26 protein-coding genes are annotated in these 25,097 nt (G+C 68.5%); 12 read left to right on the top strand and 14 right to left on the bottom strand.

The window, feature by feature from the left end; all coding sequences use genetic code 11:
• Positions 1-34 precede the first annotated feature (34 nt).
• From SB751_RS07080 to SB751_RS07055, 6 genes are all read right to left on the bottom strand, one after another.
• Positions 35-1,267 (bottom strand): pilus assembly protein, encoded by a 1,233-nt coding sequence (locus SB751_RS07080; protein WP_284454531.1) that lies wholly within the window; start codon positions 1,265-1,267, stop codon positions 35-37.
• 4 nt (positions 1,268-1,271) lie between these two features.
• Complete coding sequence (locus SB751_RS07075; protein WP_409558941.1) at positions 1,272-2,633, bottom strand: type II and III secretion system protein family protein; 1,362 nt, start codon at positions 2,631-2,633, stop codon at positions 1,272-1,274.
• Positions 2,634-2,706: 73 nt separating this feature from the next.
• Positions 2,707-3,657, bottom strand: coding sequence for a Flp pilus assembly protein CpaB (gene cpaB / locus SB751_RS07070; protein ID WP_144199793.1), 951 nt, complete (start codon positions 3,655-3,657; stop codon positions 2,707-2,709).
• Positions 3,658-3,721: 64 nt separating this feature from the next.
• Positions 3,722-4,183 (bottom strand): TadE family protein, encoded by a 462-nt coding sequence (locus tag SB751_RS07065; RefSeq protein ID WP_144199791.1) that lies wholly within the window; start codon positions 4,181-4,183, stop codon positions 3,722-3,724.
• Between the two features lie 213 nt (positions 4,184-4,396).
• Positions 4,397-4,591, bottom strand: coding sequence for a Flp family type IVb pilin (locus SB751_RS07060; RefSeq protein WP_144199789.1), 195 nt, complete (start codon positions 4,589-4,591; stop codon positions 4,397-4,399).
• A 442-nt stretch (positions 4,592-5,033) separates the two neighbouring features.
• A complete protein-coding gene (locus tag SB751_RS07055) occupies positions 5,034-6,185 on the bottom strand; it encodes a collagen-like triple helix repeat-containing protein (RefSeq protein WP_410747892.1) in 1,152 nt (383 codons plus the stop codon).
• 513 nt (positions 6,186-6,698) lie between these two features.
• On the opposite strand from SB751_RS07055, the gene SB751_RS07050 reads away from it, so the two are divergent.
• From SB751_RS07050 to SB751_RS07035, 4 genes are all read left to right on the top strand, one after another.
• A complete protein-coding gene (locus SB751_RS07050) occupies positions 6,699-7,988 on the top strand; it encodes a collagen-like triple helix repeat-containing protein (RefSeq protein ID WP_144199785.1) in 1,290 nt (429 codons plus the stop codon).
• A 135-nt stretch (positions 7,989-8,123) separates the two neighbouring features.
• Positions 8,124-9,800: a ShlB/FhaC/HecB family hemolysin secretion/activation protein gene (locus tag SB751_RS07045; protein WP_211944245.1), complete on the top strand. Its 1,677-nt coding sequence runs from the start codon at positions 8,124-8,126 to the stop codon at positions 9,798-9,800.
• A 114-nt stretch (positions 9,801-9,914) separates the two neighbouring features.
• On the top strand, positions 9,915-12,218 hold the full coding sequence (locus SB751_RS07040; RefSeq protein ID WP_410747891.1) for a TonB-dependent receptor: 2,304 nt from the start codon (positions 9,915-9,917) through the stop codon (positions 12,216-12,218).
• Positions 12,219-12,233: 15 nt separating this feature from the next.
• On the top strand, positions 12,234-13,049 hold the full coding sequence (locus SB751_RS07035; protein ID WP_144199779.1) for a tetratricopeptide repeat protein: 816 nt from the start codon (positions 12,234-12,236) through the stop codon (positions 13,047-13,049).
• On the opposite strand, the gene SB751_RS07030 is transcribed toward SB751_RS07035, so the two are convergent.
• The gene (locus SB751_RS07030; RefSeq protein WP_144199777.1) at positions 13,024-13,230 is read right to left on the bottom strand and encodes a dodecin; all 207 of its coding nucleotides are present in this window, start codon (positions 13,228-13,230) and stop codon (positions 13,024-13,026) included. The genes SB751_RS07035 and SB751_RS07030 overlap by 26 nt on opposite strands.
• 164 nt (positions 13,231-13,394) lie before the next feature.
• On the opposite strand from SB751_RS07030, the gene SB751_RS07025 reads away from it, so the two are divergent.
• The 3 genes from SB751_RS07025 (at position 13,395) to SB751_RS07015 (ending at position 15,626) form a co-directional block, all read left to right on the top strand.
• A complete protein-coding gene (locus tag SB751_RS07025; RefSeq protein WP_244845055.1) occupies positions 13,395-14,003 on the top strand; it encodes a phospholipase D family protein in 609 nt (202 codons plus the stop codon).
• A gap of 255 nt (positions 14,004-14,258) precedes the next feature.
• Positions 14,259-14,678, top strand: a complete 420-nt coding sequence (locus SB751_RS07020) for a hypothetical protein (protein WP_144199773.1) — start codon at positions 14,259-14,261, stop codon at positions 14,676-14,678.
• Positions 14,679-14,909: 231 nt separating this feature from the next.
• Positions 14,910-15,626 (top strand): dienelactone hydrolase family protein, encoded by a 717-nt coding sequence (locus tag SB751_RS07015; protein WP_410747890.1) that lies wholly within the window; start codon positions 14,910-14,912, stop codon positions 15,624-15,626.
• Between the two features lie 48 nt (positions 15,627-15,674).
• Here SB751_RS07015 and SB751_RS07010 read toward each other — a convergent pair whose 3' ends face one another.
• Both SB751_RS07010 and SB751_RS07005 read right to left on the bottom strand, forming a co-directional pair.
• A complete protein-coding gene (locus SB751_RS07010; protein WP_410747889.1) occupies positions 15,675-16,409 on the bottom strand; it encodes a glycine zipper 2TM domain-containing protein in 735 nt (244 codons plus the stop codon).
• 123 nt (positions 16,410-16,532) lie between these two features.
• Positions 16,533-16,985 carry a MarR family winged helix-turn-helix transcriptional regulator gene (locus tag SB751_RS07005; protein ID WP_144199767.1) on the bottom strand — a complete coding sequence of 151 codons (453 nt, stop codon included), beginning with the start codon at positions 16,983-16,985 and terminating at the stop codon, positions 16,533-16,535.
• 174 nt (positions 16,986-17,159) lie between these two features.
• Between SB751_RS07005 and SB751_RS07000 the strand changes: the two genes are divergently transcribed.
• Both SB751_RS07000 and SB751_RS06995 read left to right on the top strand, forming a co-directional pair.
• Positions 17,160-17,711, top strand: a complete 552-nt coding sequence (locus SB751_RS07000; RefSeq protein ID WP_144199765.1) for a YggT family protein — start codon at positions 17,160-17,162, stop codon at positions 17,709-17,711.
• A 164-nt stretch (positions 17,712-17,875) separates the two neighbouring features.
• Positions 17,876-18,157 (top strand): hypothetical protein, encoded by a 282-nt coding sequence (locus tag SB751_RS06995; RefSeq protein WP_144199763.1) that lies wholly within the window; start codon positions 17,876-17,878, stop codon positions 18,155-18,157.
• Between the two features lie 70 nt (positions 18,158-18,227).
• On the opposite strand, the gene SB751_RS06990 is transcribed toward SB751_RS06995, so the two are convergent.
• Complete coding sequence (locus SB751_RS06990; protein WP_244845054.1) at positions 18,228-19,205, bottom strand: LysR family transcriptional regulator; 978 nt, start codon at positions 19,203-19,205, stop codon at positions 18,228-18,230.
• A 171-nt stretch (positions 19,206-19,376) separates the two neighbouring features.
• Between SB751_RS06990 and SB751_RS06985 the strand changes: the two genes are divergently transcribed.
• On the top strand, positions 19,377-20,198 hold the full coding sequence (locus tag SB751_RS06985) for an IclR family transcriptional regulator (RefSeq protein ID WP_144199761.1): 822 nt from the start codon (positions 19,377-19,379) through the stop codon (positions 20,196-20,198).
• Between the two features lie 27 nt (positions 20,199-20,225).
• On the opposite strand, the gene SB751_RS06980 is transcribed toward SB751_RS06985, so the two are convergent.
• The 4 genes from SB751_RS06980 to SB751_RS06965 form a co-directional block, all read right to left on the bottom strand.
• Positions 20,226-20,528, bottom strand: coding sequence for a 2Fe-2S iron-sulfur cluster-binding protein (locus SB751_RS06980; protein WP_244845057.1), 303 nt, complete (start codon positions 20,526-20,528; stop codon positions 20,226-20,228).
• Between the two features lie 98 nt (positions 20,529-20,626).
• On the bottom strand, positions 20,627-20,932 hold the full coding sequence (locus SB751_RS06975) for a ferredoxin (protein ID WP_144199759.1): 306 nt from the start codon (positions 20,930-20,932) through the stop codon (positions 20,627-20,629).
• The gene (locus SB751_RS06970) at positions 20,923-21,291 is read right to left on the bottom strand and encodes a 2Fe-2S iron-sulfur cluster-binding protein (RefSeq protein WP_244845052.1); all 369 of its coding nucleotides are present in this window, start codon (positions 21,289-21,291) and stop codon (positions 20,923-20,925) included. Before SB751_RS06970 ends, SB751_RS06975 begins: the two co-directional genes overlap by 10 nt.
• 42 nt (positions 21,292-21,333) lie before the next feature.
• Positions 21,334-22,872 (bottom strand): hypothetical protein, encoded by a 1,539-nt coding sequence (locus SB751_RS06965; RefSeq protein WP_144199757.1) that lies wholly within the window; start codon positions 22,870-22,872, stop codon positions 21,334-21,336.
• Between the two features lie 336 nt (positions 22,873-23,208).
• Here SB751_RS06965 and SB751_RS06960 point away from each other — a divergent pair, with 336 nt between their 5' ends.
• Complete coding sequence (locus tag SB751_RS06960; protein ID WP_211944044.1) at positions 23,209-24,135, top strand: ornithine cyclodeaminase family protein; 927 nt, start codon at positions 23,209-23,211, stop codon at positions 24,133-24,135.
• 165 nt (positions 24,136-24,300) lie between these two features.
• Positions 24,301-25,020: a TenA family transcriptional regulator gene (locus SB751_RS06955; RefSeq protein ID WP_144199753.1), complete on the top strand. Its 720-nt coding sequence runs from the start codon at positions 24,301-24,303 to the stop codon at positions 25,018-25,020.
• Positions 25,021-25,097 lie beyond the last annotated feature (77 nt).

Genomic DNA, 25,097 nt, shown 5'->3' with positions numbered 1-25,097 from the left:
GCCAAGTCCGGATCAGGTTCGACTCGGGTCTGATTCAGGTGCCGGTGCGGACGGCGCGCAGCGCCTCCGGCAGCCTGTCCTTCATCCGCGCCAGGATGCTGCGTGCCTCGCCCGGCCCGGCGGCGTAGCCCAGCCGCGCCATCAGCGTGCCGAGCGCGCGCACGTAGGGGTCCGCCGCGTCGTCGTCCGCCAGCACCGCGCCCCGGTTGGCCGCGCGCAGCAGGGCGCCGCGCCGCTCTGGCAGGGTGCTGACGGACGCCACACCCACCCGTTCGGCCACCTGCGCGGCGTCCACGCCCAGTTGCGCGTCGAAGCGGGACACCAGCAGGTGCAGGTCGTCCCGTTCGATCTCGCGCTTGCGCAGCTCCTGCACCAGCTCCACGGCGGAGACGATGGCGCCCACGCTCTGCTCCGTGACGATCACCACGGCATCGGCTGCCTTGACGATCTGGGCCATGAACTCGGCATTGGAGAAGCCGCCGAGATCCACCACCTGGAGGTCGAAGAAGGCGCGCAGGCGGTCCAGCAGGGTCAGGGCTTCCGAGTACGAGACATCGCGCAACTCGGACAGCGTGCCCGGCAGCGGCAGCACGGACACCCCGTTGGCGTGGCGCGCCAGCGCGGTGCGCACGAAGACCTGATCGAAGCGGCGCAGGTTGCGCACGGCCTCGGCGAAATGAATTTCGGGCGCGATATTGAGGTACAGCGCGCCGTCGCGCGCCGGCAGGCCGAGGTCGAGCAGCAGCACCTCGCTGGCGCCGCGCTGGCGCACCGCCGCCGCGAGGTTCACGGCGGCGCTGGTCACGCCCACGCCCTGGCGCGCGCCCAGCATCGCCACGACCTTGCCGTGGCGGGCCGGCTCCACGGCGCGCACATCGGCACGCAGCGCGGCGCGCGGCACCATCAGCCGCTGCACCGCGGCCTTGGCCTGCGTGGTGGCGCCGTGCAGGTCGATGAAGTCCCGCACGCCGGCGCGCAGCGCGGCCAGCATGGTGTCCGGCTCGGTGGCATGGCCCACGGCCACCAGCGGCACCTGCGGGAACAGGCGGGTCACCTGTTCGGCCAGGCGCGTCGAGGCCACCGCGTGCGGCGCCGTGAAATCGAGAAACACCAGTCCGGGCCGGAGCGCGCTGATCTGGTCGGCAACGGCCTCCTGCGAGCTGGCCTCCACCACCAGCGTGCCAAGGCCCGCCAGCGCGCCGGCCAGCCAGTGGCGCACATCATCGCGCGCGGTGTTGAGCAGGAAGACCTCGGTCTGGGCGTCCATGGTCTTACCTCGAGAAGCCGGGCAGCGTGGGGTCGGCGAATTCGCCGAGCATGAAGCGGCCCCAGACGTTGGGGTCGCTGCTGGTGCGGCCGTCGTTGCCACCCACGCCCGCCACCGCCGGCGCATCCTTGGCCAGCGGCTTCACCAGATGCGGCGTGACGACGATCATCAGCTCGCGGTCTTCCTGGTGGAAGTTCAGGTTCTTGAAGAAGCTGCCCAGGATCGGCAGATCGCCCAGGAAGGGGATCTTGCTCACGTTGCTGACCGTGTTGCGGCTGACCAGCCCGCCGATGACGAAGCTCTCGCCATCGCCCAGCTCCACGGTGGTATCCGCGCGGCGCGTGACGATGGCCGGCACCGACGCGCCGTTGATCTGGATGCCGCGCGAGGGGTCGAGGTCACTGGCCTCGGGCGCCACCTTCAGTGCGATGCGCTGGCCGGACAGCACCGTGGGCGACACTGTCAGCCCGATGCCGAACGGCTTGAACTGGATGGTGGTGGTGCCCAGCGCCTGCGGCACCGGGATCGGGATCTCGCCGCCGGCCAGGAAGCTGGCGCTCTGCCCGGACAGCGCCACCAGGCTCGGCTCCGCCAGCACGCGCACCATGCCGTTGGCCTCCAGCAGGCTCAGGTTGGCGAAGATGCCCTTCGAGGCCGACGCGGCGATCAGGTTGAACGCGCTGCTGATCGGCGATGTCATTTCGCCGGCCGTGCTCACGCCGGACGTGAAGTCCACCTTGGTCAGCGACGACGGGCTGAACTGCGCGAACGTGAAGCCGCCCTTGTTGCGGATGAAGTTGAGCCCCACCTCCTTGAGCACGGTCTTGCTGATCTCCACCACCTTCACATCGACCTGCACCGTGCCCGAGACCGGCAGCGTGGAGCGATCCACGACGACGCCACCCGGCTTGCCGTCGGCTCCGCTTGCTGTCCCACCTACTGCGGCGCGGGCGGCCTGCTGGGCCCGGTACGCGGCGGCGGCGTCCGGCGACTGGCCGCTGATGGTGGCGCCGGCCGCCGAGACATCGACCTGCGCGCCATCGGCGTCGGCCGCCACGGCATCCACGCGCACCGTGTAGCTGAGCGGCGCGGCGTTGCGGGTCCAGAGCTTGAGGTCGGTGGCGCCGGGCTTCTTCGCCACCACGAGCACACTGGGCGGGCCGTTGCGGTGCTTGAGCAGCAGCGCGTCCGCCACGGCGGGGTTGCCCACGGCCACGCGCTCCAGCGGCTGGCCGGGGCGGATTTCCTGCTGCGCGCCGGCCAGCAGCCGCAGCGTGCGGGGGGCTGGCGGCGACTCCTGCGCCGGGGCACGGGCGGGCAACAGCGCGGCGCCGGCGGCCAGCGCGAGCGCCATCGCCGCGATCATCCTTCTATATAGATACGCCTCGGGGCCTGAATGGGCGCGGTAACGCGTGGGGGTGAACATGCCGTGGGGTCCGTTATTCGATGTCTCGCTTGCCGGCGCGGATCATCTCCACGCCGCTTCGGGTGTCGCTCGATCCCTGCCGCGCCACGGCTGCGGCGGGTACCGGGGGGGCAACAGGGGCCGCGGCCAGCGCCGTGTGCCGCACCGGCGCCGTGCCGACCAGCCCCGCCAGCGCCACGCCACCCAGCGCCTTGTCCGCCGGGGCGCGCGCGGCCTCGGGCGGCACGCCGGCGCGCGCCTGCAACACGCCCGGCGGATCGGCAAACATGCCTTCGCTCGGCATGGTCTCGTCCTTGGGGTTGCGCAGTGCCAGCGTCAGGCGTCCGGCCTGCTGCGCCATGACCAGCTTGTTGACCTGCTCCAGCGGCACCGACAGCACCGCCGTCTTTGCGCCCTCGCGGCGCGACATCATCTGCTCGGCGCCCTCGGCGCGCCTCGCGTCGTTGACCGCGCCGGCGCCGTAGGCCAGCACGCGCAGCCGCGAGAGCAGCATGCGCGCCTGGCTGTCGGCAATTTCCTGGCTGTCGCGGCGCAGGACCACGAACACATCCACATAGTCGCCCGGCTGCACCTGATGGCCGACGCCAATCACCTCGTCCACCGCCACCGCCATGGCGCGCTGGCCCTCGGGCACCTGACGCGCCAGCCCGGCCAGCAGTTGGCCTTCGAGCACGGGCACGTTGGCGCCGAGCGCCACCACGGGCACCTGGCCGGTCACGCGCGCGACGTCCTGATAGGCGCCGGTCGGGTCGATCGGCAGTTGCATGACCTTGAGCGCATCGGCGGGCAGCGGCTTGCCGGCTTCCACTGCGCGCGTGGTGACCACCACGGCATGCATCGGCGCGGCGCCCTGCACCGGCTGCGGCACTGCGGCCTGGCGCGCCACCCGCCAGGCCAGCAGCGCCAGCAGCGCGGCCAGCACCAGCAGCGCGACCGCCGCGATCCGTATCTGCCTGCTGTTCATGTGGGGGCTCCGGGTGTCATCGACATGGCTGGGTTCTCGGCATTCGTCTCGGAAAAAATCGGTTTCAGATATCGGGGGAGATCTGCACCACAGCCGAACCGGTCAGCGTGGCGGGCACCGGCACCAGCGGCACGCTGGGCAGGAGCGACGTAGTGGGCAGGTTCAGCGTGACGCGCACGCAGGTGGTACCGGCCGGGGCGGAGCAGGCGATGGCCTGCGCGACATCGGCGGCGGGCACCAGCGTGGCGAGGGAATCGGGCAGCGTGGCGCGCGCGGCCTGCGCGGCGGCGGACACCCGCAGGTCGATGGTGGTGGCGAGCGTGCCCCCGTTGGACGTCAGCGGATAACGCAGCGCAGCCCGCGCGCCTTCCTCGGCGGCGAGCGTGAGCACCTGCTGCAGCGCCAGCACCATGCCGTAGTACACGATGCCCAGCACCAGCGTCAGCAGGAGCGGGAACACTATCGCGAACTCGAGCGCCGCCACCCCCAAGTGGCCGCGTCGGGTCGCCTTCGCCCGTAATGACATGCTTCACCCGGTCTCTTCGTTAGCGCCAAACCGGAGGCGCGGCCTCCCCCGTTGCCGGGGGAGGTTCGCCGACAGCCATTTCGCGACTTGGTACCACTCTCACTGTTGCTTGCCCGGCCGTCCGTGTGCTGCCCGCGGCCGGTGCATTGCCATGACGATCCACGCCGATGCGATACGGCGTGGCCAACAGGGGTCGAGGATTGCCGGCGGCTGCTAGCTGCCGCTCTTCACGCCGAACAGCGTGGTGACCTTGGTGGAGAGTTGGGTGAAGCCCTGGCTGAGGCCGTCGCCGAGAGCGGTGGCCCCGGTGACGATGCCAAGGGCGATCAGGCCCACGATGAGGCCATATTCAATGGCGGTGGCGCCGCGTTGGTAGCGGCTGAAACGCGCCTGCGAGTTCTTTTTCATGATGCACTCCCGAAACGACAAAAAAATTCCGATCCCGTATGGGTGTTGCACGTGAACGCCAGTCCCACTGCCCCGTTACCGGTTGTGATCGCCGGCTTCGTTGAGCCGCGATTCTGTTGTATTTGGTGCTGGTGCAACATTTATAAGACATGCTATGTCTCCATCCATACCCCCCAGAGGAACTAAGGGAAAGCCCATGCGGCTCAGCTTAAGGTAGGACAGACGTTTGAAACAACGCGACCCCGGGCAAAGGACGATCCGAATTGTTCGAGCGGCCGCAATAAAAATGGGAGTGCCGTGCGGCGTCCTGCACGTTCTGATACAGGTCGCGGCACGGCACGAAATAAAAGGATGCGCCGCGCGGGGTAAGGACGACAGCGCACCATAAAGTAGCCGGGCGATGGCTAGGGAAAGTCCCGAGCCGTCTTCTGGCTCGGGGGGTTCAGTGTTGCGTCAGGCCACCAAGCAGGCCGGTGACGCCATTGAGCGGTGAGCCGGCATTGCCGCTGGTGGCGGTGCCACTGGTGGCATTGGTCGCATTGGTGGCATTGGTGGCATTGGTGGCATTGGTGGCATTGGTGAGTGCGCCGGTCACCGTGCCGACCAGGCCGGTCACCGGGGCCAGCGCGCCAACACCAGCGCTGCCGCCCGCCGCACCCGCCAGCGGCAGGCTGTTGATCAGGCCGCCCAGCGGATTGCCGCCTGCACCCGCCGCACCGCCCGCCGTGCCGTTCCGGTTGTTCAGCAGCACGCCGGCGGCCGCCACGGTCTTGCCGGTCTCCGTCACCACGCCGCCAAGCGGCGAGACGATCGGCTTGTCGGCGTTGCTCAGCATGCTGCCGCCGGTGGCCACGGTGTTGCCCAGCTTGGTCAGCAGGTTATCGACCGGAACGCCCAGGCCGCTGGCCCCGCCCACGGTCTGCGTGGTGTCGGTCAGCTTGGTCGTCAGCGGCACGATGGCCTTGCTCGCGCTGCCGGTCAGCTGCGCCACGGGGCCGGTGGACAGGCTATCGCCAAGCTTGCCGCCCACCTGCATGACCGTGCCGCCCACGGTCTGCACCACGCCGCCCACCGGCTGCGTGACGGGCGCCAGCGGCGAGAGCTGTGCGGTGCCGAGCGACTGGACCAGATCGCCCGCGCTGACCACGGTCTTGCCGGCCTGCGTGACCACGTTGCCGGTGTTGCCGACGGTGACGCCGAGCGGGTTGTCCACACTGCCGATCTTGCCCAGCCCTTCACGCACGCCCACGCCGAGCGTGGCCACGGTGTCGCCGGCCTTCATCACCACGTCGCCGGTGGCGTTCTGCGCGGCGTCCGGCACCACCGGCAGGTTCGCGTCCTTGACCTGCTGCCCGATCTCGCTCACCGCATTGCCGGTGGCCACCACCGTATTGCCGGCGCCTTCGGTCACCTTGGCGGTGGGCGTGGTGTCCACCGAGGCCGCGGGAGTCGGCGTGGCCGGCGGCGGCGTGACGTTGTTGTTGCCGTTCGGCGAGGCGCCGCTGCCGGAGCCGCCCGACGAGCAGCCCGCCAGCAGCGCCAGCAGGGCGCCACAGGCGATGGTGATGACCGACAGCGAACGTTCGCGTTGCATCGTTGACCTCATGATCTGTCTCCTATGGTGTCCAGGTGTGCTGATGTGCTGGTGTGCTGGTGTGCTGGTGTGCTCGAAATCCCGTGGGGGCTTGCCGATGAGCGCAAGCGGTGTGCCAGCATCAAGCGCACGTTCGATACGGGCGCGTCGCAAGCCCCCACCACTGCCCGGAGACCGTTGCCCGGCGCGGCACTCCGGCCTTCACGCCAGGGCCGGATGTGGGTGGCCACACGCTCCCGGAACACCGTGTGGCGTGTTACGTGCTACGTAACGTGTTCCCGCCCACGCCACACGCGCCGCGCCACGCCGGCCCCGCCCGCTTCATGCGCGCGTTTGAGCCCGCGCCCCGCAAACGCTTGTCTGACGCGCCTCTCCGCGACGCCTCCCTCCTTTCGCATGGCATGCCCGCCGGCCGGTATCAGCCATTACGGAGCCATGGCACACCGTTTGCGCAATGGCATGCACCGCCACGCATACGTGGCGAGTCGGGAAAAACTAAAAAAGGAAAAGGTCATGCGCAATCAAACGTTCGCGAAGCACATTGCCCTGTCGGCATTGCTCGGTTCGCTCATCGTGCTGGGCGGCTGCGCCAGCGGCAGCGGGTCTACGTCGATGGGCACCAGTGGCACCAGTGGTTCGAATGGCTCGGGCAGCAACGCCGGCATCGGCGGCACGGGTGGTACGGGCGGCACCGGCACGGATACGAGCAACAACGGCGGTGGTGGTAGTGGTGGTGGTGGTGGCGGTGGCGGTGGCGGTGGAGACAATGGCGGCGGCACGGTGGCGCTCACGCCCACCAGCACCATCGTCAGCAACACCGGCGGCGTGGTGAAGGGCGTGGGCGATACCGTGACCGACGTCGGTACGGCCATCAAGGATGCAAACCTGCCAGTGGTGTCGCCGGCCACGCAGACCGGCCTGGCCGGCGTGGTGACCGCGCTCGGCAGCGCCGTGAACACGCTGGGCACCGGCGTGCAGGACGGGCTCGGCAACATGCCGAACGCCACCAACCCGCTGGGCACCACGGTGGCCAGCACCGGCGGCGTGGTCGCGCAGGTCGGCAACGCGGTAACGAGCGCCGGCAGCGCGGTCAGCGGCCTGGGCAGCGGCCCGCTGGCGCCGCTCGGGGCACTGACCAACCCGCTCGGCGGCGTGGTCTCGCAGGTAGGCGGCGCCGTGACCGATGCCGGCGGCAAGCTCGGCACCGCGCTCTCCACGGGCCCGGTCGAGCAACTGACCAGCGGCGTGAGCAAGGCCATCGTGCCGCTCACCTCCACGCTGACCAGCAGCACGCAGACGCTGGGCGCGGCCACCGGCCTCGGCCAGCCAGTCAGCAACCTGCTGACCACGGTGGGCGGCGCGCTGGCAACCGCAGGCACGTCGCTGCAATCGACGCAGACACCGGTGGTGTCCGGCGTGGGCGGCATCGTCACAGGCACGGGCAACACGGTGGCATCCCTAGGCGGCGCGGTGAACGGCCCGGCCACGGGCGGCGCCGGCCCGCTGGCGCCGGTGACGGGGCTGGTCAGCGGCATCACGTCTGGCCTGACGGGCGGTAACGCCGGCGGCGGCACCGCGACGTCCGGCCCGCTCGCGCCGGTGACTGGCCTGGTGGCCGGGCTGACTGGCGGTAACGCGCCGGCCAGCACCACGCCTGCCCCGACCACGCCCAGCGGCGGCACGGGCGGCAGCAAGCCCGCGAATCCGCTGGCGCCAATCACCGCTCCGGTCACCGGGCTGGTCGGCGGCCTGGTTGGCGGCCTGACCGGCGCCCTCGGCACGGCAGGCGGCACACGGCGCTGACGGCCTCCTGTCGACATCGCACTTCCAAGACAAGCGTAGCGGCCACCGCAAGGCGGCGGGGATAGCGGCATCCCCGCCCGCCGTGGCACGCCACGCATAGCCGCGAAGCAGTGCTTTCTTGCCAGGGGTATTACCATGCGACCACGCATCCGTGTTGCCGCGCTGCTGCTCAGCGCCGGCGCCTGCCATTGCAGTCTCACTTTTGCCGAACGGGGCCCGGTACAGGGCGACCCGACCCAGACCCTGCCGCGCATTGCGCCGAGCAAGCCGGCCGACAGCAACGTCACCGTGCAGGTGGAGCGGCCCGATGCCGCCCTGCAGAACCTGCTGGCCTCGCGCCTGACGCCGCGCCACTTCCGCATCGAGGGCGCCAGGACGCTGCCCTTCGACCAGATCGCGGCCAAATTCGCGCCGCTCGCCAACCGCGAGATCACCGTCGCTGAACTGCTCCAGGCCGCGGAGTCCGTCACGCAGCGCTACAAGGACGCCGGCTACCCGCTCTCGTTCGCCTTCGTGCCGGCGCAGTCCTTCGAGAATGGCGACGTGCTGGTCACCGTGGTGGAGGGCTACGTCGCCAATGTCACGGTGCGGGGCAAGGCCGGCCCCGCCGAGGCACGGCTGCGGAAGATCGCCGAGCAGCTCAAGCGGGACCGGCCGCTGCGCCAGGAGCGCTTCGAGCACTACGTCAACGTGCTGGCGCAGCAGCCGGGCATGCAGGTGGCAGCCACCGTGCAGCCGCCCACCACCACGGACGGCGCCTGCGAGATGGTGCTCGAGGTCAAGCGCAAGCCGTTCACCTTCGGCACCGGCGTGGAATGGATGTCGCCCGGCGTGCGGGCCATCGCCACGGCCACCACCAACAGCCTGACGCCGCTGGGCGAGCAGCTCTCGTTCTCCACGCTGTTCCCGAAGGGGCGCGACAACGAGGAGTACTACGCGGCCAGCTACGCGCAGCCGATCGGCACCGAAGGCATGCTGGCCAAGCTCACCGCCTCCCACTATCGTGGCGTGCCGGAAAACGCGGCGCTGGCCCCGATCGGCTTCGAATCGCGCTACGTCAACGACTCCAAGCGGCTGGGCGGTACGCTGAGCTACCCGCTCATCCTCAATAACCGCCACGCGCTGACGCTGACCGGGGGGATGTACGCCAACAGCCAGTTCGAGCGCTACACCCAGGCCGTGCAGCCGGGGGCGGGCCGCCAGGTGGAACTGTCCACCAGCGTGCGCGTGGCGAGCCTGGAGATGGGCTACATCCAACGTGCGGAGGGCGTCACACGCAGCGCCACGCTCGGTCTCTACAAGGGCTTCGACGCGCTCGGCGCGAATCGGGAAAACAATCAGAATGATCTGAATTTCCTGCGCACCCGGCTGCTGGCCTCGCAGGCCAATGACCTGCCGTTTGGCTTCGGCATGGCGCTCTCGGCGGCGGGGCAGTTCAGCGACCAGCGGCTGGCGTCGAGCGAGCAGATCAGCTTCGGCGGCCGCTTCTTCGGCCTCGGTTATCCGGCGGGCGAGGTGGCCGGAGACAAGGGCTGGGGCGCCTCGGCGGAACTGAACCGGCTGTTCACGGTGGATTTCACCTACCTGAAGACGCTCCAGCCGTTCCTGGTGGCGGACATGGCGCGGGTGTATTCGAACAGTGTGTCGCTCTCGCACCGGACGCTGCAATCGCTGGCCATCGGCCTACGTTTCTCGGACCGGCGCTACTACACGATGGATATCTCGGTGGCCCAGCCGGTGGGCGACAAACCCACCAATGCGAGCCATCGCTCGCCGCGCTTCAACCTGCTGTGGTCGTACCAGTTCGATTGATGCCCCGCGCCAGCCGCTGAGGCGGTTTGGTGCAGTTCGATCCTTGACCCCTGCGTCATACGCAAATGAGAATTGATCGCATTTGTACACATCAGCACATACCAGGGGGTTGTCATGCAGGTCTCACGCGTCGTGGCCGGATCGGCCACATTGACCCAATCCGACGAAGCAGCCGAGGGCCGTGGCGGCGCGTCGCTGCCCCGGCTGACACAGGCCGTGGGCGCGGCCCTCGCCGCCGCACCCGTGGCGGCGCTGGCGCAGGTGGAACTGCCGCCCGTCACCGTGAGCGAGGAACGCCACGGCGGCTTCCGCGCCGCGTCCACCGGATCGCCCAAGGACCCCGAGGCGCTGCGCGACACCGCGCGCTCGGTCAGCGTGATTCCGCAGGAGGTCATCCGCACGACGGCCGCCACGAGCCTGACGGAGGTGCTGCGCACCGTGCCCGGCATCACGTTCGGCGCGGGCGAAGGCGGCAATCCCATCGGCGACCGGCCGTTCATCCGTGGCTATGACGCGCAGGCCAGCACCTTCCTCGACGGCTTCCGGGACATCGGCGCGCAGTCGCGCGAGATTTTCAACGTGGAGTCGGTGCAGGTCAACAAGGGGCCGGCCGGCGCCTATGACGGGCGGGGCGGCGCCGGCGGCACGATCAATATCCAGAGCAAGACGCCCCGGCTGGAGCACTTTGCCGAAGGCGCCCTTGGCGTGGGCAATGCCGAGTACGTGCGCGCGACGGTGGACGGCAACTGGCGCGTCGGCGAGCACGCCGCCGTGCGGCTCAACGCGATGTCCCACAGCAGCGACATCCCCGGGCGCGACGCCGCGCGCATGAGCCGGTGGGGCGTGGCGCCATCCGTCGCCATCGGCCTGGGCACCGCCACGCGCGTCACCGCCTCCTGGTACCACTTGCAGAGCGACGACCAGCCCGACGTCGGCATCCCGTACAACAACGCGTCGCACACCGCACGCAAGGACGGGCTGCCCCGGGTCCGCCCGACCGGCGATGGCCGGCCGCTCGACGTGCCGCGCGACACCTACTACGGCCTGCTGAACCGCGACTTCCAGAAGCAGCAGAACGACACCGGCACCCTGCGCATCGAGCACGACTTCAGCCCGGCGCTCAAGCTGCGCAACCAGACGCGGCTCTCGCGCACGGAGCAGGACTTCATCTGGACCCAGCCGGACTCCAACCTCGGCAACACCTACTACAACCTGCTCTGGCGGCGCGCCAACACGCGCGTGGGCACGGTTGACACGGTGGCCAACCAGACCGACCTCTCCGGCAGCTTCCGTACCGGCGCCATCGGCCACAAGTACGTGGCGGGCGTGGAATTCTCCGAGGAAAAGGCCAACTGGGACACCTACAAGGTCGATACCGGCGACCGCCGCTGCGCGAAGGGCGCCGGCGCGGCCAGCGGCTACAACTGCACGACCGTGTTCGATCCGGACCCGGCCGATCCGTGGGCGGGCACGATCCAGCGCAATCACCGGCCTACCGATGTGCGCACGCGGACGCTATCGGCCTACCTGTTCGACTCGGCCGAGATCACGCCGCAGTGGCTGCTCAATGCCGGCTTGCGGCTGGATCGCTATGACACCACGCTGACGCAGGCGCCGAATGCCAGCGGCGTGCGCAACCAGTTCTCCCGGCAGGACACGCTGCTCAACTACCAGCTGGGCGCGGTCTACAAGCCGGTCACGTGGGGCAGCGTCTATGCGAGCTTTGGCACGTCTTCCACGCCGGCGGGCTCGTTCCTCGGCCAGGGGGCCGAAATCAACGCGCTGGCGCCCGATGCCGCCGGCAATCGCGGCGACCAGCTCGCGCCCGAGAAGAGCCGCGCGGTCGAGCTGGGCACCAAGTGGGATGTGCTGGGCGAGAAGCTGGCGCTGACCGGCGCCGTGTTCCGCATCGACACGGACAATACGCGGATCATCGAGCAGGACGGCAGTGCGCGCATGGCCGGCGAGCGGCGCGTGGATGGCGTGGAACTCGGCTTCGCCGGCAACGTCACGGCCAGGTGGGCCGTGTTCGGCGGCTACACCCACCAGAAGGCCCGGCTGCGCAGGAACGGCGGCAAGGGCGCGGCAAACGGCGCCACCGACGGCAACGTGTTCCCGAACACCCCGGCCGACAGCTTCACCCTCTGGACCACCTACGAGGTGCTGCCGGGCCTGATCTTCGGCGGCGGCGCCAACTACATGTCCAAGGTCTGGGGCAACGAGGCCAATACCAAGTGGGTGCCGGCCTACTGGCGCTTTGACGCGATGGCCGCGTACCGGCTCAGCAAGTTCGCCAGCGTGCAGCTCAACCTGCAGAACCTGACCGACAAGGCCTACTACGCGCAGGCGCACCGCAACCACTACGCCACCATGGCGCCGGGCCGCGCCGCCACGCTGACGCTCACGCTGCGCTACTGACGGCCGGAGGCGGGCATGGATACGCTGCCATTCCGCGTGGCCTCCGCGCTGGAGCTGGGCCAGTTGGCGCCCGATGCCTTGCGCCACGTGCTGGCCGGCCCGCCCGGGCCGGCGCTGCGCTGGCTCGGCGCGGCCGCCGTGGGCGGCCAGCTCGATGCGCAGATGACGCTCGGTCAGTGGTTCCTGGCCGGGCGGGGCGTGCCGCCCGACGCGGCCCGCGCGCATTACTGGTTCAAGCGGGCGGCGCTGTGCGGACACGCGGGCGCCGCCAACCTCGTCGGCCGCTGCTATGAGAACGGCTGGGGCACGCCGGCCGATGCGCGCGCCGCCACGCACTGGTTCCACACCGCCGCCCTGCGCGGCTCCGATTGGGGGATGTACAACTTCGCCACCTCACTGGCACTCGGGCGCGGCATTGCCGCCAGCCGCGCCGCCGCCTTCACGTGGTTCGAACGCGCGGCGGCACGCGGCCATGCCAAGTCGCTCAACGTCGTCGGGGGCTTCTATGAGGATGGCTGGCACGTGGCGCGCAACCTCGCCTGCGCGGCGGACCACTACCGTCGCGCCGCAGCCGGCGGGGACTTCCGCGGCTGCTTCAACCACGCGCGCATGCTGGCGCTGGGCGGGCATGAGACACCCGCGCGCGCGTGGGTCCGGCGCGCTGCCGTGACCGCCCATGCGCCGTTCGTCGAAAAGATGCTGCACTGGCTGCGCGCGGCGCCGCAACCGGCGCTACGCGCGCTGGCGGATGCGGTGCAAGGTGCCCAGGGCGCCCAAACCCATCAGGGCGCCCCGGCGGTGCCCCTCAGTTCACCCGGAAGCCCACCTTGATCATGACCTGGAAGTGCGCGATCTTGCCGTCCTGCACATGGCCGCGCGTTTCCACCACTTCGAACCAGTCGATGTTCTTGATGGTTTCACCGGCTTTGGCAATGGCGTTGCGGATGGCACCGTCGGAGCCGTCGGCGGACGAGCCGACGATTTCAACCAGCTTGTAGGTGTGGTCCGTCATGGAGGTCTCCTGTCTTATCTGGTGTCGTGACTTCCATCATAGGCAGCATGTCCGGCAAGCCCAAGGGCCACGGACGCCGCCGATGCCCCTGCGCGGGTTGCGGAAGGGCCGCATCCACTGTTACGCTGCGGGCCGCTGAACTTCTGCCACCACTCTGTAACCTGATGTTTCCTTCCCTTCGCCGTTGCAAGCGGCTCGCCCTGGCGAGCCTGATGGTTGCCGCCACCGGCCTCGCCGCCGGGGCCCAGGCCCGCACCACCTCCACGCTCGAACGTCTGGCCGATGCGCTCACGCCCGCCGCGCGCCCGAGCGCGTTCGCGGCCGGCAGCACCTACACGCTCTGCTTCGTGCCGGACGGCCCGAGCTGCCAGGACATGCTGATCGACGCCATCCACAACACGCGCCGCAAGCTGCTGATCCAGGCCTACTCGTTCACCAACGTGCAGATCGCCAAGGCCGTGGCCGATGCGCACCAGCGCGGCGTGGACGTGCGCGTGATCGTGGACAAGAGCCAGGTCTCCGAGCGCTACACCAGCGCCACCTTCCTCAAGAATGCGGGGATTCCCGTGGTGATCGATACCAAGCCGGCCATCGCCCACAACAAGGTCATGGTGTTTGACGACCAGGCGGTCTTCACCGGCTCGTTCAACTTCACCAAGTCCGCCGAGCAGCGTAACGCCGAGAACGGCATGCTGATCCGGGGCGACGCCGCCGTGGTGCGCGCCTATACCGAGAACTGGCGCACCCGCTTCGAGAAGTCCTCCGCGTACTGATCACACGCCGGGGGCCGCCCCGGCCCCTCGGCATCCTCCCGCAGCAAGATCAGCCAAACGCTGACAGACCGGCCGCCCGCGCCGGTGTCTACTTCAGGTGTGTATCCCCGGATGCCGCGAACGGCTATTGCCCGGGGTCATGCCAGCCATGATCCCCCGTCAGTCAGACCCTCTTCCGGCGATGTCTCGAGCCTGCCCTCTCGCATCGTCCGATCGCCCCCTCGCGCGCCGCCGGCCAACCTGGCAGGAGGAAATATGCAAACAGAACAAAACACCGTGCGCCGAGGGGCGCGCGCGCTGTGCGTCATCGGCGTGGCCGTGGCGTCGCTGGGCTTGTCGATGGGCGCCCGCGCCGACATGAGCACGTCCAGCGCCGGTCCGTTCACCTATATGTGCGGTGGCGTGGCGGCGGATGAACAGGCGGAAATGAACAGCGCGGCCCGCGGGTACGACATGGGCCTGCTGTTCACGCAGGGCGGCCGGGGCGAGTACCTCTCGGACGTCAACGTGAAGCTGTTGCGGAACGGCAAGCAGGTGGCGGAGTTCACGTCCACCGGCCCGCGCTGCCTGATCAAGGGCCCGCGCGCGTCGTACCAGGTAGTGGCCACGTTCGAGGGCAGGTCCAAGCGGACCACCCTGAGCCCTGGCGAGAAGAACGTGCAGTTGCGCTGGTAAGGCGCCGGTCGGGCCATCTCCCCGCCGGCCCTCTATATAGAGATGCAGCCCTGAGCCGCCATCCCCTGCGCGGCCCCATGCCGGCCCCGTCCCCGCGGGGCCGGCATATTTTTTTGCGCGCGTTTTTGTCCACGGTTTTCGCAAACGAACCCGCCTGCATGAATGCAACAGGAATGGCACACTTCCGGGTTCCACTGTGGAAATTGCCTCAAACCCTGGAGAGTTCGCATCATGACGACCAAGCCCGATAGCCGCTGGATTCGCATCGACACCGCCGATGGCAGCTTTGACGCCTACCTGAGCCTGCCGCCGGGCGGCAAGCAGCCCGGCAATCCCGGCATCGTGCTGGTACAGGAGATCTTCGGCGTGAACGAGCACATCCGCGCGGTGGCAGACCAGTACGCGGCGGACGGCTACGTGGTGCTGGCCCCGGACGTGTTCTGGCGCAAGGCCCCGCGCGTGGAGCTGGGCTATAGCGGCGCGGATTGGGAGAAGGCGATGGCGCTGCGCACTGGCGTGGACCTGGAGGCCGCGGTGTCCGACATCGGCGCCACGGTCGCCGCGCTGCGCGCCGAGATTGGCGCGGGCGGCAAGGTAGCGGCGGTGGGCTACTGCTTCGGCGGGCTGCTGTCGTACCTGGCGGCGGCGCGCGGCATGGTCGATGCAGCCGTGCCGTACTACGGCGGCGGCATCCAGAACCATCTGCACGAGGCCGCCGCGCTGAACGTGCCAGTGCAGTTCCACTATGGCGCGCTGGACAAGCACATCCTGCCCGAGCATGTGGAACAGGTGCGCCAGGCCGTGGCCGGCAAGCGCGGCACCGAGGTCTTCGTCTACGACCAGGCCGATCACGGCTTCAACTGCTGGGCGCGCGCCTCGTTCCACCAGCGCTCGGCGGCGCTGGCCCATGGCCGCGCGCTGACCTTCCTGGCCAGCGCGCTGTCCTGAGCCCCCCCGCTAAGCCGCGCTAGGCCGCGCTCAGCCGACTCAGCCGACTCAGTAGGGCACGGCCACGCCGTTCTGGATCTTCACGCGGTCGCCCGAACGCAGGTTGTACGGGCTGGCCTGCGTGAGGGTCAGGTAGCCGTTGTCGTTGGTGCGCACCCGCACCCGGTAGGCCGCCGGCCCGGTGTTGGTCTGCTTCTCCACCGCATTGCCGGCCACGGCGCCGGCCACCGCGCCGCCAATCGTGGCGATGGTGTTGCCGCGCCCGCCGCCCACCTGGTGGCCAAGCAGCCCGCCCGCCACGCCGCCGATCACCGCACCGACGCCGCTGGTGTCCGCAGGCTGGCCACGCACCATCTCGATCGATTCCACCCAGCCATAGCGCACCGCGTACGGGTCGCCGCCATTGCCGGCCTGCGCCGACGGATAGCCGTACTGGTCGTAACCGGGCTGCTGCGGGTAGGACGCCTGGGGATAGCCGGACTGCGGGTAGCCGGACTGCGGGTAGGCTGGCTGCTGGTACGCCGGCTGCTGGGGATAGCCCGACTGGGGATACGACTGCGCCGGATACCCGCCGCTGATCTGCGTGCCGCTGGTGCCGCTGGTGCCGCTGGTGCCATACCCCGCCTGCTGCGGGTAGCCGCTGCCGTAGCTGCCGCCGTAAGCGCCTCCATAGCCGCTGCCGTACCCGTCGGCATAACCATTGCCATACGGCGCGGTGACACAGCCGGCCAGCGCGCCGGCGGCGATGACGGCCAACGCCGTGGAACGAAACGGGAAAGACATGGTGGAGACTCCTGCGGCCAATGCGCGTGTGGATGATGCGCGCGAGTCTAGGGTCGGGGCCCGGCGGCAGGTGTCACGGAAGATTGTGATGGGTAACCGGCTGTAACGCCGCCCGTGGACGCATCAGAGCCGGTCGGCGCCGTCGTCGTTGAACGCCGTGATGCGGGCCACGCGGAAGGTGTTGCGCAGGGACTCGAGTTCGGCCCGGTGCAGCATCGCCAGACGGTTCAGGCAGCGCTCGCCCTTGGCCAGCAGGTGGATCTGCACCACGCGGCGGTCGTCGGGATTCACCTTGCGGCTGACCAGCCCGGCCGCCTCGCAGCGGTTGACCAGTGCCACCACACCATGCTGCTTGGCCTGCAGCCGCTCGGCCAGCTCGCCCACCGAGGCCCAGTTCCGGTCCGCCGAGCCGCGGATGTGGAGCATCAGCAGGTATTGCTGCACCGTCACGCCTTCGGCGCGCGCGGCGTCTTCGGAGAACCGCAGGAAACGCCGCAACTGGTATCGGAAATCGGAGAGCGCCTCGAAATCCTGCTTGGTCAGGGCGGCTTGGGGCGCGGCGGGCTTGCGTGACATTGAAGAATCAGTTTTGCAGAGGGGGAAATCCGGCGCTCATTATAAAAGCGCACCTTGTGCCCGCAGCCACCCTCCGGTGCGCTGCCGCGCATTTCCGCGTGCGCGCGGGACCGGGTATGGCAGAATCTGTGCGGAGACCGACACCCTAACACCGCCAACCCGGAAATCCGCCCGATGTTCACGGAAATTGTCCTGTTCCTGCTTGATACCGTCTTCACGCTGTTCGGCATGGCACTGCTGCTGCGCCTCTGGATGCAACTGACCCGGCTGCCGTCGCGCAATCCGGTGTCGCAGGGCGTGTTCCAGGTCACGGACTGGATCGTACGGCCGCTGCGCCGCATCATGCCGGGCTTCGGCGGCATCGACTGGGCCACGCTGATCGCGGCCTACCTGACCGCCGTGCTGTTCCTGGTCTGCCGCGCGCTGGTGCTGGATGCCGACCCGCTCGCCTTCCTGCCCGTGATCCTGGCGCTGGGCCTGCTCAACGTGCTCAAGTGGGGCATCAGCATGGTGATGTGGGTAACGCTGCTGATGGCCATCCTGTCGTGGGTCAACCCGCAATCGCCGATGGCGCCGGCGCTCTGGCACCTGACCGCGCCGATGCTGCGCCCGCTCCAGCGCGTGATACCGCGCCTGGGCGGCTTCGACATCTCGCCGCTGATCCTGTTCGTGATCGCCCAGATCCTGCTGATGGTCATTGCCAGCGTGAGCCGTGGCGTGATCTGAGCCGCAAGGCTAGCATAAATCGATACCCTAGGGTTAACCCTTATTGTCCAGATGACTGGACAGTCTGTCGAGGATTTACCCTTTTTCCTGTGCGTGCCGAAGCCTACATTACAGCCACCGCGGACCCACCGCGATCTCTGCCAATAAGTAGGAACAGCACAACCATGAAGAAGAAGACCCTCGCCCTCGCCCTCCTCGCCCTCGGCCTGGCCGCTGGCGCCACCGCCGCCCAGGCTTCGCAGTCGCTCACCGACCTGGCCCGCCTCGACGGCAGCATCGGCCGCGTCGGCCGTGCCGACCCGTTCACCGACGGCGCCCGTGGCGTGACCGAGAAGCGCGATGTGTACACCGAAGGCTCGCGCAGCGTGACCGAAAAGCGTGACGTGTACTCGGAAGGCGCCCGCACCGTGACCGAGCAGCGCGACCAGTTCAGCGAAGGCGCCTGAGCCGCGTAGTGGTACCCAGGGCGGCGCAACGCCGCCCGGCAGCACACCCGGGGCGCCTCCCCTCGCCCCGCTAGACTTCCCCCTGCTCCATCCGTTCGAAAGATTCCACCCGCACCGCGGGCGCCATCCGCGCCGCCGGCTCGGCCAGATCGCCAAGGTCCGCGCCCATCATCGATTCGATGGCTTCCATGAACGCGCGCACCTTGCGCGGTTGCAGGCGCCGGTCGGGCAGCAGCGCGAAGACGCGCAGCGGCGGCAGCGGATAGTCGGGCATCACCCGCACCAGCCTGCCCTGCGCGATCTCGGTCTCGGCGGCCGTCATCGGCACCCGGGCGATGCCCAGCCCGGCCAGCGCTGCCTGCATGCGCAGCTCGGCGTTATACGTCTGCATGCGCGGGCGGATCGGCACCGAGATGCGTTCGCCATCGCGCGCGAACTCCCAGACCGAGACACCGGGCGTGGCCAGCGTCGGCATGTTCGAGAGATCTTCCGGGTGCATCTGCGCCGGCAGGCTGGCCGCCAGCGAGGGCGCGGCCACCAGGCCGCGCTCCACGTGCCAGATGCGCCGGGCGATGGTGCCAGAGTCGGGCAGCTCGGTCTCCACCGTGACGAAGGCGATGTCGAAGCCCTCGCGGATCGGATCGACCAGACCCTGGGAAATCTCCACGGTGATATCCAGGGCGGGATGCGCCGCAAGTGTCCGGCAGATCACACCACCCAGTTGCTGGGCGCCGAACTCGTACGGCGTGGCGATGCGCAGCATGCCCTGCACGCGCTCCTCGCGCGCCAGGGTTTCCTGACGGATCTCGCGCAGCCGCGCGAACAGCGGGGCCACATCGCGATAGACCGCGCCCCCGGCATCGGTGAGGCGCATGCGGCGCGTGGTGCGCTCGAGCAGCTTGGCGCCGATGGCCGTTTCCAGCCGCGCCACGGCGGCCGACACCCGGGATTTGGGGCAGTCCAGCGCTGCGGCCGCCGCCGTGAAGGTGCCCTGCTCGACGACGCAGCAGAACGCCTCCCAATCATTCCACTGAATTGTTTCGTTCACTGACCCGATACCTGCGACATTTTGCGATCGCACATTATGAGGGAGAGCGGGGCGTCCGTCAGCGTGGCGGTCGGTCGCGGCGGGGTGTGGCCGATCGCCCCGGACTAGCGATTTGGGCGCATTTCCACTACCCTTTCGGCCTTTCCGAGCCAATTTCGAGCCCATTCCGCAATGGCGAGCCCTGCCGATTCCGAAACCTCCCGCACGCCGGGCGCACCGTCCGCAGAGAAGCCGAGCGACAGCTATGTGCAGTCCTTCGCACGCGGGCTGTCCGTGATCCGCGCGTTCGACGCCCGCCACCCAACCCAGACGCTGACCGAGATCGCCCAGGCCAGCGGCCTCACGCGGGCCGGCGCGCGGCGTATCCTGCTCACGCTGGTGGGGCTGGGCTATGTGCAGGCCGATGGCCGCCAGTTCCGCCTGACGCCCAAGATCCTCGATCTCGGCTTCGCCTACCTGACCTCGATGCCGTTCTGGAACCTGGCCGAGCCGATCATGGAGGCGCTTTCGCAGTCGGTGCATGAAAGCTGCTCGATTTCCGTGCTCGACGGCACCGAGATCGTCTACGTGCTGCGCGTGCCGGCGCGCAAGATCATGACGATCAACCTGTCCATCGGCAGCCGGCTGCCGGCCTATTGCTCGTCGATGGGGCGCGTGCTGCTGTCGGGGCTCGATGACGACACGCTCGACCGCGTGCTGCGCGACACCGCGCTGGAAGCGCGCACGCGCCGCACCGTGACCGACATCGACCAGCTGAAGGCGCTGATTGCCGACATCCGCACGCGCGGCTGGGCGCAGAACGATCAGGAACTGGAGGAAGGGCTGGTCTCGCTGGCCGCGCCCATCCGCAACCGCGCCGGGCAAATCATCGCCGCCATCAATATCAGCGGGCAGGCCAACCGCACCAGCGCGCAGGAGATGTCGGATCGATTCCTGCCGCCGCTGCTGGAGGCCTCCGAAAAGATTTCCGGGCTGGTCGGCCTGCGGACCTAGGCGCGCCTGCGTCGAAGAACGACGGGCTCAGACCCGCGCCTTCGGTTCCCAGGACACCGCGATATCGCCGTTGACGAAGGTCTGGCAGGCCATGCGGAAGCCGGCGCGCAGGTCGTCATCGCTCAGATGCCTGCGCTCCTTGGGCTTGACCGCGTCCGTATGCTCCAGCCCGCGATCGATGTGGCACTTGCAGGTGCCGCACAGCCCGCCGCCACACTTGAACGGAATGCCGCCCTGCTCGCGCAGCGATACGCGCAGCAGGTTGCTGTTGGCGGGCGCGGTAACCGTCTTGCCGGCATTGGTCACGAATTCGATTTCCACCTTGCGGATTTCCGGCGCCGATATTGGCGCCACGGGCGCGGGGCTACCGCTCCCGCTTCCCGTGTCCCCGGTGGTGTCGGCGGCAGCCGTCTCGATATCTGCCCGCATCATTGTTTCCTTAAAGAGAGGTCCATGCTGCCGAAGTGCGCCAGCGCCTGCAGCGCGGCCCGGGCAGCGTCGAGCGTGTCGAAGCGCTCGAGGAATTTCGATGGCACGTGGTTGACCACCGGCGGCGCGTCCGGGCCGCCGGTTTCGTCGATCACGGGCACTTTCACCGCCCCGTGCAGCGTGGCGATCACGAAGATCGCCTTTGGGCGGCCATAGAACAGGTACTCGTAGGTTTCCACCGGCTCCACGCCGGGCACGGGCTCGGTGCGGAACTGGCCCGGCTTGCTGGTCAGGATCACGAACATGAGGTCTGGGCCGGGGTCTTGGCCTGAGTCTTGGCCTGAGTCTCTTGTGCCGGGGTCTCTGGCTGCAGTTCCTCCTGCTCCAGCTCGATGTCATGCGTGAGCCAGATCTGGCAGGCGAGCCGGAAGCCCTGGTCGATGCGCTCGCCCAGCTGCTTCTTCTCCTTCCAGTTCGGCGGCGGCAGATGCTCGGCGCCGGCCAGCACCCGGCATGCGCACTTGGAGCACTTGCCCATGCCACATTCGTAGCGCAGGTTCGGATACGGAAACTGCTTGATGCCGGCGCGGACGACGAGGTTGGTCTCGGGCTTGACCTCGTCCACGAAAACCTGCCCGTGCTTGTGAAAGACGACTTTCGGCATGTTGATGACTTCGCTGAAATCGAAAAAAGGAAGCGTCCGGCGTCAGTGCCAGAGCAGCATCGCGCAGATCGTGGAGACGAACAGCCCTGCCAGCACGGGCAGCAGCAGCGCCCGCACCGCATCGAGCACCGGCACGCGCGCAAAACCGGCCACGGCGATCAGGGAGGACCAGGCGATCAGCGTGCCGCCGCCGGTCCAGACCGCGCCCATCTGGCCAACTGCTGCCAGCGTGGCGGAGTCGAAACCCACCACCGGGCCCAGCGCGCCGGCCAGCGTGCCGGTGAGCGGCAGGCCGGCGAAGCCGGAGCCGTCGATGCCGGTGATCATGCCCACCAGCAGCACGCCGAACGCCACGAACACGTGGTTGTCCGGAATCATGTGCTGGTAGGCCTGGATCAGCTCGAACAGCAGGCTGGGCGCCTTGCCGGCGTCCACGCCCAGGATCTGCGCGGCGGTCTCGCCGGCCCCCACGAAGAAAAAGCCGGCAATCGGCAGCACCGAGCCCATCGCCTTGAACGCGAACACGAAGCCATCGGTGATGTGCTCCGGGCAGACGTCGAGCATCTTGCGCGGCCCTTCGGCGGCCAGCGTGGCCAGCATCATCAGCAGCGCAGCCACGCCGCCCACCAGCGCCGCTGCCGCGCCGCCCTTGAGGTCGGGCATGCCGGCGGCCAGCTTGGGCAGCACCATCAACGACACCACGCAGACAAAGGCTACCGGCGTGAGCACCGCAAAGAACTTCGACCACTTGATGCGGCGCTTGGCCACCATCGCCAGGCTCTGTTCGATATTGGCGTCCGTTGCGAGCGGTTCCGGGTGCTGCGTGCCGCGCGCAATCTCCGCCTTATCGAAGGTGCCGGTGGCTTCCATGGCCGTGTCCACGCCCGTGGCACGGGCCTGCCAGCGGTCCAGCAGCGCGCCGTTGGCCGGCACGATGTGGCGGCGCATCGACAGATAGGCCAGCGTCAGCGCGATGGTGCCGGTGATGATCGACAGGATCAGCGCCCGGTCCGCCACCACGGCAGCGCTGACCGCCGCGCCCGCCGCCTTGGCGCTGATGCCCGGCGCCACGCCGATCACGTAGTCCGACGACAGCGCCATGCCCTGCCCCGCGATGGCGATGGCCATGGCGCCGGCCAGCGGCGGCAGCCCGGCGGCGATGGCCGCGGGCAGCAGGATGGCCGACACCAGCGGCACCGCCGGCGTGGGCCAGAAAAACAGCGAAATCACATAGGTGATGCCGGCCAGAATGAAGTAGGCGCTGTGCCCGTTCTTCATGACGAGGCGGAACGGCTCCACCATGCGGATATCGGATCGCAACGATTTCAGCGCATTGAGCAGCGCCGTCATGAAGGCGATCACCAGGAAGATATTGAACAGTTCCTTGGCCGCGACGAGGCTGGCCGAGAAGATGCCCCCCAGCGCGCTGACCGGGTTGCCCGTGATGGCGAGGATCACGAGGAAGGTGCCGACGATGGACGGCACGACAACGTTGGCCCGCAGGATCATCGTCAAGACGATGACTGCGACACCTAGCAGATACACCCAGTGTGCCAGGCCGATTTCTACGGTTTGTTGCATGAGGCTCCCCTGATCCTGATCTTGGGGCCCTTGTGGGGGCGGATGAAATAAAACCTGCCGTCGACCTCTTGGCTGCGCGCATGCAGCGCTGTGCGTCGATCTAATTTGTATACTATATCCCGTTGATGCTTCCGAACAAGCGAAACCTGCATGGCTTGGGGTAATCCCCCAATGCGGTGCGGAAAGCCGCGTCAGTGCACGGTTTCAGCGCATCACGCACCACCCTGGAAGGCGCGCCCCAGAAAAATATCGGTGCAACAGCGCTAGCAATTTTTTCGGTCATGTGTAGACTGTATACCGAAATGAGCCACGCACATCCTTGAGCCCCCATCGACCATGCTCCATATCACCGACGAACGGATCGACCGACACGTGACAGCCCAGGACGCCCAGCAGGCGATGCTGGCGGCCTTCCAGAGTTTTGGACGCGGCGCGGCCGCGATGCAGGAACGGATCCGGACGGAGGCGGGCGGCGTGAAGCTTTCCACGCTTGGCGCGGTGATTCCGGAGCAGGAGGTGGCGGGGGCCAAGGTATATACGACGATCGCAGGACAGTTCTCATTTGTCATCCTGCTGTTTTCAACCGTTGACGGCCGCCCGCTGGCTTCATTCGATGCGGGCGCGATCACGCGGCTGCGCACGGCGGCCTGCACGGTACTGGCGGCGCAGCGGCTGGCCCGGCCGGAGAGCGCCACGCTCGCGTTGTTCGGCGCCGGCACGCAGGGCGTGCAGCATGCGGCGCAATTGTCCGCAGCGCTGCCGCTGCGCCGCGTGCTGGTGGTGGACCCCTATGCCGATGCGGGGCTGCCCGACCAGCTCGCCGCGCAGTGCGGCATCCCCGTGACCTTTGCCGATCCGGCCGTGGCCGCCGCGCAGGCCGACATCATCGTCACCGCCTCGCGCTCGACCACGCCGCTGTTCTCGGGCGAGCTGATCCAGCCGGGCACCTTTATCGCCGCCATCGGCTCCAGCCTGCCCCACACCCGCGAACTCGACGACACCGCCCTGGCCCGCGCCGCCACCGTGGTGGTGGAGTGGCGCCCGCAGTCGCTGCGCGAGGCGGGCGACCTGGTGCTGGCCGACAAGGCGGTGCTGCCCGACAGCAAGATCGTGGAACTGGCCGATGTCCTGCTGGGCAAGCCAGTGCGCCGTCATGCCGACGACATCGTGATCTACAAGTCGGTCGGCGTCGGCCTGGAGGACATCGCCCTGGCCGGCATGGCCTATCGACGGATTACCGAAGCAGAGGCTGGGAAAGGCTGAGGCGCCTGCGCCCGGCAGGCCCTTTATCGTCCAAATTCGCCCAGATCCGATTGCAGAAAGTATACAAACAGCATTCCGATTCAAACCCGCCGCAGATAAGACGTCTCTCACGTCGCGGCTCACAACCACCCCTGAACCACCCCTCGTCAAAACAGGAGCCCCCAAATGGCCGAACTGATGAACCGTGAAGATTTCCGCGCCGCCCTCGAGAACGCAATCAAGGGCAAGAGCGCCAACCAGGCGCCCTTCAGCAAGGCATGGGCTGGCGGCACGCTCTCGCGCGACCACCTCGCCCGCTGGGCCGAGAACCACTATCACTATGTGGGCCCGTTCGCGGACTACCTCGCCTATATCTATGCGCGCACGCCGGACCACATGACCGAGGCCAAGGACTTCCTGCTGGCCAATATGTACGAGGAAGAAATCGGCGGCGACCGCCATACCGACCTGCTGATCCGCTTTGCCGAAGCCTGCGGCACCACCCGCGAGCGCGTGGTAGATGCGGACAACATGTCGCCGACCACGCGCGGCCTGCAAAGCTGGTGCTACGCCGTGGCCATGCGCGAAGACCCGGTGGTGGCCGTGGCCGGCCTGGTCGTGGGCCTGGAGTCGCAGGTGCCGTCGATCTACCGCAAGCAGACCCCCACGCTGCGCGAGAAGTACGGCTTCACCGATGAGGAAGTCGAATTCTTCGACCTGCACATCGTCTCCGACGAGATCCACGGCGAACGCGGCTACCAGATTGTGCTCGAGCACGCCAATACGCCGGAGTTGCAGCAGCGTTGCCTGAAGATCTGCGAGATTGGCGCCCAGATGCGACTGCTCTACACCACCGCGCTCTATTACGACTACGTGGACGGCACGCGCGAGACCGTGGCCGCCTGAGCGGCCCCTGCATCTGCCCCGGCCTGCTCCCTCGGGCAAGGCCGGGCGCCCCGCCCCCGTTCGCAAAGGCCACAGTC

It is taken from the genome of Cupriavidus sp. SIMBA_020 (assembly GCF_046535395.1).
Taxonomy (GTDB): Bacteria; Pseudomonadota; Gammaproteobacteria; order Burkholderiales; family Burkholderiaceae; genus Cupriavidus; species Cupriavidus campinensis.
Note: the sequence above shows the minus strand (reverse complement) of the source record. Positions and strands in the feature narration are given on the sequence as shown.

Bases quoted from the DNA above. Each gene is read 5' to 3' on its own strand.
- SB751_RS07080 (WP_284454531.1), bottom strand. From the start codon at position 1,267: ATGGACGCCCAGACCGAGGTCTTCCTGCTCAACACCGCGCGCGATGAT.
- SB751_RS07075 (WP_409558941.1), bottom strand. From the start codon at position 2,633: ATGATCGCGGCGATGGCGCTCGCGCTGGCCGCCGGCGCCGCGCTGTTG.
- cpaB (WP_144199793.1), bottom strand. From the start codon at position 3,657: ATGAACAGCAGGCAGATACGGATCGCGGCGGTCGCGCTGCTGGTGCTG.
- SB751_RS07065 (WP_144199791.1), bottom strand. From the start codon at position 4,183: ATGTCATTACGGGCGAAGGCGACCCGACGCGGCCACTTGGGGGTGGCG.
- SB751_RS07060 (WP_144199789.1), bottom strand. From the start codon at position 4,591: ATGAAAAAGAACTCGCAGGCGCGTTTCAGCCGCTACCAACGCGGCGCC.
- SB751_RS07055 (WP_410747892.1), bottom strand. From the start codon at position 6,185: ATGCAACGCGAACGTTCGCTGTCGGTCATCACCATCGCCTGTGGCGCC.
- SB751_RS07050 (WP_144199785.1), top strand. From the start codon at position 6,699: ATGCGCAATCAAACGTTCGCGAAGCACATTGCCCTGTCGGCATTGCTC.
- SB751_RS07045 (WP_211944245.1), top strand. From the start codon at position 8,124: ATGCGACCACGCATCCGTGTTGCCGCGCTGCTGCTCAGCGCCGGCGCC.
- SB751_RS07040 (WP_410747891.1), top strand. From the start codon at position 9,915: ATGCAGGTCTCACGCGTCGTGGCCGGATCGGCCACATTGACCCAATCC.
- SB751_RS07035 (WP_144199779.1), top strand. From the start codon at position 12,234: ATGGATACGCTGCCATTCCGCGTGGCCTCCGCGCTGGAGCTGGGCCAG.
- SB751_RS07030 (WP_144199777.1), bottom strand. From the start codon at position 13,230: ATGACGGACCACACCTACAAGCTGGTTGAAATCGTCGGCTCGTCCGCC.
- SB751_RS07025 (WP_244845055.1), top strand. From the start codon at position 13,395: ATGTTTCCTTCCCTTCGCCGTTGCAAGCGGCTCGCCCTGGCGAGCCTG.
- SB751_RS07020 (WP_144199773.1), top strand. From the start codon at position 14,259: ATGCAAACAGAACAAAACACCGTGCGCCGAGGGGCGCGCGCGCTGTGC.
- SB751_RS07015 (WP_410747890.1), top strand. From the start codon at position 14,910: ATGACGACCAAGCCCGATAGCCGCTGGATTCGCATCGACACCGCCGAT.
- SB751_RS07010 (WP_410747889.1), bottom strand. From the start codon at position 16,409: ATGTCTTTCCCGTTTCGTTCCACGGCGTTGGCCGTCATCGCCGCCGGC.
- SB751_RS07005 (WP_144199767.1), bottom strand. From the start codon at position 16,985: ATGTCACGCAAGCCCGCCGCGCCCCAAGCCGCCCTGACCAAGCAGGAT.
- SB751_RS07000 (WP_144199765.1), top strand. From the start codon at position 17,160: ATGTTCACGGAAATTGTCCTGTTCCTGCTTGATACCGTCTTCACGCTG.
- SB751_RS06995 (WP_144199763.1), top strand. From the start codon at position 17,876: ATGAAGAAGAAGACCCTCGCCCTCGCCCTCCTCGCCCTCGGCCTGGCC.
- SB751_RS06985 (WP_144199761.1), top strand. From the start codon at position 19,377: ATGGCGAGCCCTGCCGATTCCGAAACCTCCCGCACGCCGGGCGCACCG.
- SB751_RS06975 (WP_144199759.1), bottom strand. From the start codon at position 20,932: ATGTTCGTGATCCTGACCAGCAAGCCGGGCCAGTTCCGCACCGAGCCC.
- SB751_RS06970 (WP_244845052.1), bottom strand. From the start codon at position 21,291: ATGCCGAAAGTCGTCTTTCACAAGCACGGGCAGGTTTTCGTGGACGAG.
- SB751_RS06965 (WP_144199757.1), bottom strand. From the start codon at position 22,872: ATGCAACAAACCGTAGAAATCGGCCTGGCACACTGGGTGTATCTGCTA.
- SB751_RS06960 (WP_211944044.1), top strand. From the start codon at position 23,209: ATGCTCCATATCACCGACGAACGGATCGACCGACACGTGACAGCCCAG.
- SB751_RS06955 (WP_144199753.1), top strand. From the start codon at position 24,301: ATGGCCGAACTGATGAACCGTGAAGATTTCCGCGCCGCCCTCGAGAAC.